Origin of the sequence: Pseudomonas sp. NPDC089530 (assembly GCF_050280705.1) — a bacterium.
Lineage (GTDB): Bacteria > Pseudomonadota > Gammaproteobacteria > Pseudomonadales > Pseudomonadaceae > Aquipseudomonas.
In genome coordinates this window covers 1-9,772 of record NZ_JBNNVU010000136.1, presented here as the reverse complement: position 1 = coordinate 9,772, position 9,772 = coordinate 1, and the positions used below count along the sequence as shown (strand labels likewise).

The 9,772-nt window shown below is 61.7% G+C and carries 7 protein-coding genes and 2 pseudogenes; 3 read left to right on the top strand and 6 right to left on the bottom strand.

Features of this window, described 5'->3' with window-relative positions; genetic code table 11:
- Positions 1–94: 94 nt before the first annotated feature.
- Both ACQKQA_RS28405 and glnL read right to left on the bottom strand, forming a co-directional pair.
- Positions 95–334 (bottom strand): annotated as a pseudogene (locus ACQKQA_RS28405) (response regulator); the annotation flags it as partial.
- The gene (gene glnL / locus ACQKQA_RS28400) at positions 331–1,416 is read right to left on the bottom strand and encodes a nitrogen regulation protein NR(II) (RefSeq protein ID WP_427564536.1); all 1,086 of its coding nucleotides are present in this window, start codon (positions 1,414–1,416) and stop codon (positions 331–333) included. The gene glnL and the pseudogene ACQKQA_RS28405, both read right to left, overlap by 4 nt.
- Positions 1,417–1,761: 345 nt before the next feature.
- On the opposite strand from glnL, the gene ACQKQA_RS28395 reads away from it, so the two are divergent.
- Positions 1,762–2,877: a bifunctional transcriptional activator/DNA repair enzyme AdaA gene (locus ACQKQA_RS28395; RefSeq protein WP_427564535.1), complete on the top strand. Its 1,116-nt coding sequence runs from the start codon at positions 1,762–1,764 to the stop codon at positions 2,875–2,877.
- Here the strand turns inward: ACQKQA_RS28395 and ACQKQA_RS28390 are convergent.
- The 4 genes from ACQKQA_RS28390 to glnA form a co-directional block, all read right to left on the bottom strand.
- On the bottom strand, positions 2,849–3,364 hold the full coding sequence (locus ACQKQA_RS28390) for a DUF4124 domain-containing protein (protein ID WP_427564534.1): 516 nt from the start codon (positions 3,362–3,364) through the stop codon (positions 2,849–2,851). The genes ACQKQA_RS28395 and ACQKQA_RS28390 overlap by 29 nt on opposite strands.
- An 85-nt stretch (positions 3,365–3,449) precedes the next feature.
- The gene (locus tag ACQKQA_RS28385) at positions 3,450–3,992 is read right to left on the bottom strand and encodes a chorismate mutase (protein WP_427564533.1); all 543 of its coding nucleotides are present in this window, start codon (positions 3,990–3,992) and stop codon (positions 3,450–3,452) included.
- Positions 3,993–4,078: 86 nt separating this feature from the next.
- Positions 4,079–6,115, bottom strand: coding sequence for a hypothetical protein (locus tag ACQKQA_RS28380; RefSeq protein ID WP_427564532.1), 2,037 nt, complete (start codon positions 6,113–6,115; stop codon positions 4,079–4,081).
- Between the two features lie 174 nt (positions 6,116–6,289).
- A complete protein-coding gene (gene glnA / locus ACQKQA_RS28375) occupies positions 6,290–7,696 on the bottom strand; it encodes a glutamate--ammonia ligase (protein ID WP_427564531.1) in 1,407 nt (468 codons plus the stop codon).
- A gap of 330 nt (positions 7,697–8,026) precedes the next feature.
- Between glnA and thiI the strand changes: the two genes are divergently transcribed.
- Both thiI and ACQKQA_RS28365 read left to right on the top strand, forming a co-directional pair.
- On the top strand, positions 8,027–9,481 hold the full coding sequence (gene thiI / locus ACQKQA_RS28370; protein ID WP_427564530.1) for a tRNA uracil 4-sulfurtransferase ThiI: 1,455 nt from the start codon (positions 8,027–8,029) through the stop codon (positions 9,479–9,481).
- An 88-nt stretch (positions 9,482–9,569) separates the two neighbouring features.
- Positions 9,570–9,698 (top strand): annotated as a pseudogene (locus tag ACQKQA_RS28365) (GTP-binding protein); the annotation flags it as partial.
- Positions 9,699–9,772: the final 74 nt, after the last annotated feature.

Below are 9,772 nucleotides of genomic sequence, written 5' to 3'. Positions count from 1 at the left end.
GGCGAGCCTGTTGCGCCGCGGGCATGGGCTGGACCTGTTATCCACAGGCCTGGCGCTGCTCGGCGCCCTGCTCGGCCTCGGCCAATGGCTGTTGGATCACCGGCAGGCGCGGGTGCTGTTCGCGGATCCGCGCCAGCAGGTCCAGGCCACTGGCGCCGGGCATGCGGATATCGGAAATGATCACGTCCGGCTGCTGGCGGGCCAGGCGACTCATCACCCCATCGGCGCTATCGAAGCTCTGGGTGGTCATGCCTTCCTGTTGCAAGGCTTTCTCCAGCACCCAACGGATAGAACGGTCGTCATCGACGATCCACACGGTTTCACTACGGCTCATGTCGATGGGGCTCCTTGTTCCAGTGGCAGAAAGATCGAGAAGGTGGTGTGGCCGGGATGGCTGTCACATTCGATCAGGCCCTGGTGCTGGCTGATGATGTTCTGGGTGATGGCCAGGCCCAGCCCGGTACCGTCCGGACGGCCGCTGACCATGGGGAAGAAGAGGGTTTCCTGCAGCTCCGCGGGAATGCCCGGGCCGTTGTCGATGATCTCGATCTTGGTCACCAGGCGGTGGCGCACGTGGCCGATGGTGAACTGGCGCATGGTGCGGGTGCGCAGGGTGATGCGCCCCAGGCGCAGCTCGTTCTGGCCGCCGATGGCCTGCATGGCGTTGCGCACGATGTTGAGCACCGCCTGGATCATCTGTTCACGGTCGATCAGCACATCGGGAATGCTCGGGTCGTAGTCGCGCACCAGGGTGATGCCGCCCTGGCTTTCGGCTTCCACCAGGCTGCCCACGCGCTCCAGCACCTCGTGCACGTTGCACAGGGCCAGCGACGGCAGCTTGTTGGAGCCGAGCATGCGGTCCACCAGGTTACGCAGGCGGTCGGCCTCTTCGATGATGACGTTGGTGTAGTCCTTGAGGTTCTCGTCCGGCAGCTCGCGGGCCAGCAACTGGGCGGCGCCGCGAATCCCGCCGAGGGGGTTCTTGATCTCGTGGGCCAGGCCGCGCACCAGCATCTTGCTGGTTTCCTGCTTGGACAGCTGGGCCTCTTCCTTGGTGATGCGCAGGAGGCGGTCGCGGGGGTGGACCTCCAGCAACAGCAGGGTGTCGCCGTTGCTCAGGATCGGCGTCACGGCGTAGTCCACCGTCAGGGTCTGGCCGGTCAGCGCGGTGAGCATGGCTTCGCGCTTGGTGAACGGGTGCGCCTGCTGCACCGCCTGGCGCAGGGAGCTCAGGGCTTCGGCCGACTCGGTGAACAGCTCGCTGATGAATTGCCCATGGCTGCGCTGGCCGCTGATGGCCAGCAACATTTCCGCCGCCGGGTTCATGTACTCAAGGCGCAGGTCGGCGTTGAGCAGGATGGTCGCGGTGGTCAGGTTGTCGAGGAGCAAACGGTGCAGTTGATCGCTGATGGTCATGGGTAAATGTTGACCTCTTTTGAAGCAAGGCAAGCCGGGGCCGGTCCCGGATTGCGCGCGGGTAAGGCGCTGATGTCAGGAAAATGCAAAAACCAAACCAAGGCTCCGAAAAGAAGCGCGCGAGCCCTGAAACAGCCGTTTGAAGCTCTATTACACAGCGTTCGGACAGGGCTGCTGGGTAGTTTCGAACCAAAATGGGCTGTCGGATGAAGGAAGGTGCAGGTTAGTGCACCAATATAGTGCTGTTTTTCCCGCGTCGGCGAATCAACGCCTGATTTGCGGCGGCATTCGCTACATCGCTGCTCTACAGTGCACAGACATTTCCCTCTGGTGCTGGAGACGGCCATGGACAACGCCCCCTTGCTGTTTCAACTGCCCGACGATGACACCCTGTACCGCGCCCTGCTCGAACGCGATCCGGCCTATGACGGGTTCGCCTTCGTCGGGGTGAAGAGCACAGGGGTGTTCTGTCGGCTGACCTGCGCGGCGCGTAAGCCCAAGCGCGAAAACACGGTGTTCTTCAGTTCGATCAAGGCCTGCGTCGAGGCCGGTTTTCGTGCCTGCCTGCGCTGTCGCCCGTTGGAGCAGACCGGTGCCCAGGAGCCCATGGTCAAGCAGCTGCTTGGCTTACTGGAAAGCCATGCCGACAAGCGCTGGTATGAAGGCGATCTGATCGAGCGTGGCTTCGATCCTTCCACCGTGCGCCGGGCGTTCAAGCGCCATTTCGGCGTGACCTTCCTGGAAATGGCCCGCCTGCGCCGCCTCGGCGAAGGCATGCAGCAACTGGCATGCGGCGCCAGCGTGATCGAGGCGCAGATCAGCGCCAGTTTCGATTCCGACAGCGGTTTTCGCAGTGCCTTCAGCCGGCTGATCGGCCAGCCACCGTCGAACCTGCGCGGTTGCGAACTGCTCAAGGCCGACTGGCTGCAAACCCCGATCGGGGCGATGCTGGCGGTGGCCGATGCGCAGGCGCTGCACCTGCTGGAGTTCTTCGACCGTCCGGCCCTGGCCACTGAGCTCAAGCGCCTGCAGAAGCACACCGGCTCGACCATCGGCTTCGGGCGTTTTGCCCCCATCGATCAGATCGAGGACGAATTGCGGCGTTTTTTCGCCGGGGAATCGGCGAGTTTCGTCACGCCTTTGGCACTGAATGCTTCGGCCTTTACCCGCACGGTCTGGCAGGCACTCAGGGCGATACCGCCCGGCACCACCCGCAGTTACGCCGAGGTGGCGAACAGCATCGGTTCGGCCTCCGCCGTGCGGGCGGTGGCCCGGGCCAACGGCGCCAACCAGATATCCATCGTGATTGCCTGCCACCGGGTGATAGGTTCCGACGGCTCCCTCACCGGTTATGGCGGCGGGCTGTGGCGCAAACGCTGGCTGCTCGAGCATGAGCGGCGCCTGTATTCGCAGGCCCAGGCGCGGCAAGGCCTCAGGGCCGATGAGTCCGTTGCAGGGTGAAGGTCAGCGTCGGGCTTTGTTGTACCACCTGCTCGCCATCGAGCACCTGCACCGCCAGGCGGTGTTCGCCGCGATCGAGGTTCAGCAGTTGCAGGCTCGGCACGTTGCCGGGTTGGCCATAGGGCCGGCCGTCCAGCAGCAGGCGCAGGTGGTGGGCGCTGTGCAGGCGCGGTTGCAGGCGGACCTCGACGTTGAAGGTGCCGTTGTTGGCGCGCACCACACCGCCGTTGGGCACGCCGTTCAGTTCCAGGGTGCTGTAGGTCGGGGCGCTGGCGGGCGGCAGTAGTTCGGGCTCGCTGGCCGGCGCGAGGGTGGGGCGGGGCGCCTCGATGCGGTTCAGCGGCGCCAGCTCGACCGCCTGAGCCGGTACGCCGGCCGGCGGTCGGTCGCTGTAGGCGGTATTGCCGTCGGCATCGGTGTAGCGATAGATCTGCGCGGCGGCCGGCAGGGCGGTCAGCAACAGCAGGTACAGGCAGTGCAAGCGCATGGCGGCGTTCCTGGGGCTGGTCGGCGGTTTCGAAGGCGAAAGTGCCTCCAGCATAGAGCCGCGGACCGGGCCCTGGTTCGTCGCTTCAACCTTTGTACACACAAAGCTCGGCAGTGGCGCGGATCAGCGCCAGCTGGCGCAGTGCGGCCCGATCGCCGCCGTGGGCAGCCTGGGCCAGCCAGGACGGGCACTGCGGGTCGTTGCGGTAGGGGCTGAAGTCGGCCAGTTGCTGCAGCAGGCGTTTTTGTAACCGATCGAGTTGCGGACGGATCTGCCCCACCAGGTCCGGGCGCGGCGCATCCGGTGCCTTGCCTTGCAAACTCCACTCGGACAGATGGGCGTATTGCACCAGCTTGTTGGCCTCGATCTGCGCGGCGAAGAACTGTTCTACCGCCGCGCCTTCGAGTTTGTAGTCCGGTGCCAGGGCCACCGCGGCGGCAATCACTTCCCGCTCGCGGGGGCGGTCTTCCACCGGCTTGTGGCTGTCCCATTTGCTCAACGCCACCTGGTCGGCGATGGCCAGGCGTTCTTCGATACTGCCCAGTAGCGGAGCGAGGGCGGCGGGTGCGGCACAGGCGTTGCCAGCCAGCAACAGAGTCAACAGGGCAAGGCAGAATCGCGAAGTCATGGGCGGTCTCGACGGTTTGGGGATAAGTGGGCGGCCATGATGCACGCAAAACCGCAGTGCCGGGCAAACGCTTGGGCTCAGGTGGCTCATTGACTGGCTGCAGCGGTCGCGGTCGCATCGCAACCGGTCGGGCTTGAAGAGACGCGCTTGCCGTTTTCGTCATAGACGATCCGGCAAGCGCTCAAGCCGTTTTCGAGCCGTTCGCGACTCTTGATCGCGCCGTTGCGGTGATAGCACCGTTGTTCGCCGGTCAGTTGGCCGTCGGATTCATGACTTTTCACCTGTTGCTGGTTGACGGTCATCCAAGTGAACCCCACCGAGTCTTTCTGGCACTCGACCTGCCCATTGTCGTAGTAGGTGCGCTGAGTGATCTGGTCATTGTCGCCGACGATCTTCTCGCGGATCTTTTGGCCTGTTTCATCGTTGTACTCGACAGAGCCCTGGGGGCTGCCAAAGAGAAAGTCCGCTTCCCAGGACAGCTTTCCGCGGGTGAACCGCCGTTGTTTTCCACAGCGTCCGACGGTTGAGCCGAGCTTGTCGAAGCGGCACCAGTTGGCTTCCTCATAAAGCACTCCGTCCCGATCGTATTGTTTCATCAGGCCGATAAAGCGCCCTCCCTCGAAGCGTCCGACCGTGGCCGGCGTACCGTCGGGCAGGAAGGTCAGATGCGGGCCTTCGTATCGATTGTTGTGCCAGGTGATGTCGCTCAGTACGCTTCCATCTTCTCTGTAATCCAGTGAGCGTCCTTCCCGCTTGCCGTTCTCGTATGCCTGCGAATATTGCAGTTTGCCGCTTGGGCTGTAGCCTTCGCGGGTGCCGGACAACACGTCGGCCTTGTAATGCTCGGTCAGAAGCAGCACGCCCTTGGTGTCGGTTTCACGCAACTCGCCCTCTTTTTTGCCGGCGACGAAGTTCACGCTCTGGCTATGGCCCTTGTCCGTCTTGAGGACCCACGGGCCGCTTTTCAGGCCGTTCTCGAAGTTGCCGCGACCTGCTTGGGTAACCCATGGACCTTCGCGTTTGTCGTTGCGATAGCTGCCGCTTTCTGTGAAACCGTCCACCTTCTCTTCGCTCGGACCGTTGAGCGTCCCGTGGACATAGGTCTGGAAGCCGGTGACAGTGGGTTCGCCTCCTTCGCCGTAGGACAGCTCCCAGCGTCCCTCACGCAGATCATCCTGGTATTCGCCGGTCATGAGGTAGCCTTCTCTCTCATTGGACAGGCTCCACTTGCCCTGGCGTTTGCCCTCGATATAGCGGCCCTGGGACCAGCTACCCTGTGGGTCGCCAATACCCCATTCACCGGTTCGTTGGCCCTGGGCGTAAGCACCCTGGGCGGCGACGGCGCCGGAATTGGAGTACTCCAGGTAGGGGCCATCCTCGCTGCCAGTGAAGCGCTGCGGTTCGGTTTCCCAGGCGATGCGGCTGGCCCGGTAGCTGTAGAGCAAGGGCTCGCCCTGCGGCGCAGGTGCTTCGCCGCGCCAGTAGCTGGCGGTGAGAAAGCGTCCATCCTTTTCGGCGAAAGTCTTTTTATAGCTGTACTGGTCGGTTCCGGGTGGATTGGCGGTGATGGGTTGCCCACTCTGGTCGAAATAGCCCACCAGGGTGCCGGCCGAGTGGTCGAGCTGGTTGAATTCGTCGATGCCCGAGTCTTCGTAAAAAAAGCTGTAGTTCAATGGTGTCAGCTGGCGCAGGGCCTGTTTTACCGTCGGGGCATCGAGTTTCTTGCGGTCTTTGGTGATGCGCTCCAGGGCGGGCTGCAGTTTTTCCAGGCGCAGGTAGCGCTGTTCGTTTTCGTCATAACGGTAGGCATACAGGCGATACTGGCCGCGCTGTTTGAACAGCACCAGGCGGGTCGGGGACTCGCTGTCCAGGGCGATGTTGAACACGGACTCGATCGTGGCATTGCCGAAGTCATCCAGCAGCTGTGGCTGGCTCTCGTCCGGATCGACGGAGTAATAACCTTTGACGCTGCCACCCCGCTTGATAAAGGCCAGGGTCGCCTGGCTTTCCGCCAGGCCGGTGATCAGCGGGTGGGCCAGGGATTTGTCGGCATAAAAGGGGGCAGCCTGGGTGCTGCCGAACGCCAGGCAGGCGATCAGGCCGAGAGAACGAGTCCACTGCATACGAATCCCTTCGTCGAGGCGCCGGACAGGGGGCGCGAAAGGCGCGGATTATCCATGGATGGATCACCAGGGGGAATGCTTCGGGGCGATTGGCGGGCAATAAAAAAGGCCTCCCGAAGGAGGCCCTTTACTTGTTCTGCAGCATGTCACGCCGCGTATCGCGGCGCTACCGGATCAGCAGCTGTAGTACAGCTCGTATTCCAGTGGGTGCACGAAGGTGCGGACCTTGATTTCTTCTTCGCTTTTCAGGGCGATGTAAGCGTCGATGAAGTCGTCGCTGAAAACGCCGCCTTTGGTCAGGAACGCACGACCTTTGTCCAGCTCTTCCAGGGCTTCTTTCAGGCTGCCGCAAACTTGTGGGATCTCTTTCGCCTCTTCTGGCGGCAGGTCGTACAGGTTTTTGTCAGCGGCATCGCCAGGGTGGATCTTGTTCTGGATACCGTCCAGGCCGGCCATCAGCAGAGCGGCGAAGGCCAGGTATGGGTTGGCAGCCGGGTCCGGGAAGCGGGCTTCGATACGGCGGGCTTTCGGGCTCGACACGTAAGGAATACGGATCGAAGCGGAGCGGTTGCGAGCCGAGTAGGCCAGCATCACTGGCGCTTCGAAGCCTGGAACCAGACGCTTGTAGGAGTTGGTGGCCGGGTTGGTGAAGCCGTTCAGGGCCTTACCGTGCTTGATGATGCCGCCGATGAAGTACAGGGCGGTATCGGACAGGCCGGCATAACCTTCGCCGGCGAAGGTGTTCTTGCCGTCTTTCCAGATCGACATGTGTACGTGCATGCCCGAGCCGTTGTCGCCGTACAGAGGCTTAGGCATGAAAGTAGCGGTACGACCGTAGGCGTCGGCAACGTTGTGCACAACGTACTTCAGGGTCTGGGTTTCGTCGGCCTTCTTCACCAGGGTGTTGAACTTGACGCCGATTTCGTTCTGGCCGGCAGTCGCCACTTCGTGGTGGTGGACTTCGACGGTCAGGCCCATTTCTTCCAGTGCGTTGCACATGGAGGTACGGATTTCGTGGTCGTGGTCGAACGGTGGAACCGGGAAGTAGCCGCCCTTGACGCCTGGACGGTGGCCCTTGTTGCCGCCTTCCACGTCCTGGTCGGACATCCACGAACCTTGCTCGGAGTAGATCTTGAACATCGAGCCGGAGATATCGGACTTGAACTTCACTTCGTCGAAGATGAAGAACTCAGGCTCTGGACCGGCGAATACGGTGTCGCCGATACCGGTGGCTTTCAGGTGCTCTTCGGCGCGCTTGGCGATCGCACGTGGGTCGCGGTCGTAGCCCTGCATGCTCGAAGGCTCGATGATGTCGCACACCAGGATCAGGGTCGGCTCTTCGGTGAACGGATCCAGTACGGCGGTTTCGTCGTCCGGCATCAGGATCATGTCGGAGGCTTCGATGCCTTTCCAACCCGCGATGGAGGAACCGTCGAACATCTTGCCGGCTTCGAAGAAGTCCTCATCCAGCGCATCACGGGCCGGCATGGTCACGTGGTGCTGAGTGCCTTTGGTGTCAGTGAAGCGCAGATCAATCCATTTGACGTCATGATCTTTGATGAGTTGAACCGACTTCGACATAGTGTCCTCCGGGGTGGCTTCGGGCGGTGTTGGTGTGCCCTTAGAATGTGGGTGATGCCGGCGCCGATACTCGGCCATGGCAACCTGCCTCACAAGGGAGCAAATTGCATGCCAGTGCCCCGAGATGGGTTTTATGCCCCAATCTCACGCATTCCAGGGGGCACGTGGGCCAAATTGGCAAAATGGCGCACCGCAATGTTGCGTTTTTATCGTGCAGTGACCCATTTTGGTGCATTGAAAACCAAGTGCAGATTAATTGGTTAAACCTTGAGCAATTTCCGCTATAATCCGCGCCCCCCTTTTTCGGCTGGCCCAGCGCGCGCTGTTTTCATGAAACTAATCGTTAAAGTTTTCCCGGAAATCACCATCAAGAGCCGCCCGGTACGGACGCGTTTCATCCGTCAGCTGGCCAAGAACATCCGTGCCGTGCTCCGCGACCTGGACCCGGCCGTGGTGGTCAATGGTGTGTGGGACAACCTCGAGCTGGAAACCGCGGTCAGCGAGCCCAAAGCCCTGAAGGAAATGACCGAGCGCCTGAGCTGCATGCCGGGCATCGCGCACTTCCTGCAGGTTGACGAATACCCGCTGGGCGACTTCGACGACATAGTCGCCAAGTGCAAGCAGCACTTCGGCGAGGCCCTGGCGGGGAAAGTCTTCGCCGTGCGCTGCAAGCGCGCCGGCAAGCACGAATTCAGCTCCATGGACGTGGAGAAATACGTCGGCAGCCAGCTGCGCCGGCAGTGCGGCGCAGCCGGGATTTCCCTGAAAGAGCCGGAAATCGAAGTGCGGATGGAAATTCGCGACCAACGGTTGTTCGTGATCCACAGCCAGCACAACAGCATTGGCGGTTACCCGCTGGGCGCCCTGGAACAGACCCTGGTGCTGATGTCCGGCGGTTTCGATTCCACGGTGGCGGCCTACCAGATCATGCGCCGCGGCCTGATGGCGCACTTCTGCTTCTTCAACCTGGGCGGACGTGCACACGAATTGGGCGTGATGGAAGTCGCGCACTACATCTGGAAGAAATACGGCAGCTCCCAGCGCGTGCTGTTCGTCAGCGTGCCGTTCGAGGAAGTGCTCGGCGAGATCCTCGGCAAAGTCGACAACAGTCATATGGGCGTCATCTTGAAGCGTATGATGTTGCGTGCTTCGTCGAGCATCGCCGACCGCCTGCACATCGATGCGCTGGTCACCGGCGAGGCGATTTCCCAGGTGTCGAGCCAGACCCTGCCGAACCTCTCGGTGATCGACTGCGTGACCGACAAGCTGGTGCTGCGCCCGCTGATCGCCAGCCACAAGCAGGACATCATCGACCTGGCCAACGAAATCGGCACCGCCGACTTCGCCAAGCACATGCCGGAGTACTGCGGGGTCATCTCGGTGAACCCCAAGACCCATGCCAAGCGCCATCGCGTGGAGCATGAAGAGAAAGAATTCGACATGGCGGTGCTCGAGCGTGCGATCGAGCGGGCCAAGCTGGTGCCGATCGATCGGGTGATCGATGAACTGGGCCAGGATTTGCAGATCGAAGAAGTCAGCGAGGCGCTGGCCGGTCAGATCGTCATCGACATCCGTCATCCGGATGCCCAGGAAGACGACCCGCTGGAGCTTGCTGGCATCGAGATAAAAGCGCTGCCGTTCTATGCACTGAATGCGCGCTTCAAGGAACTGGACCCTACTCGCCAGTACCTGCTGTATTGCGACAAAGGCGTGATGAGTCGCCTGCATGCTCACCATCTGCTCAGTGAGGGACATGCCAATGTGCGCGTTTATAGACCGAGCTAAGTGCCCGGGGCTGTTTGCCTGTGGCTTGCGTCACCGGCCCCCCGACGCCACCGTCAAGCTGTAACGGCAAAGCCTGACTCTATTGTTAATCGCTGCCAAAACTTGTCAGCACACCGAATCCTCTGATCGAGATACACAAGTGATCGAAAATCTACGCAACATCGCCATCATTGCCCACGTTGACCATGGTAAGACCACCCTGGTAGACAAACTCCTGGCACAGAACAGCCTGGATGCACGCTTGGTCAAGCCGTAACCGCAATACACCTGTAGCCGCTGCCGAAGGCTGCG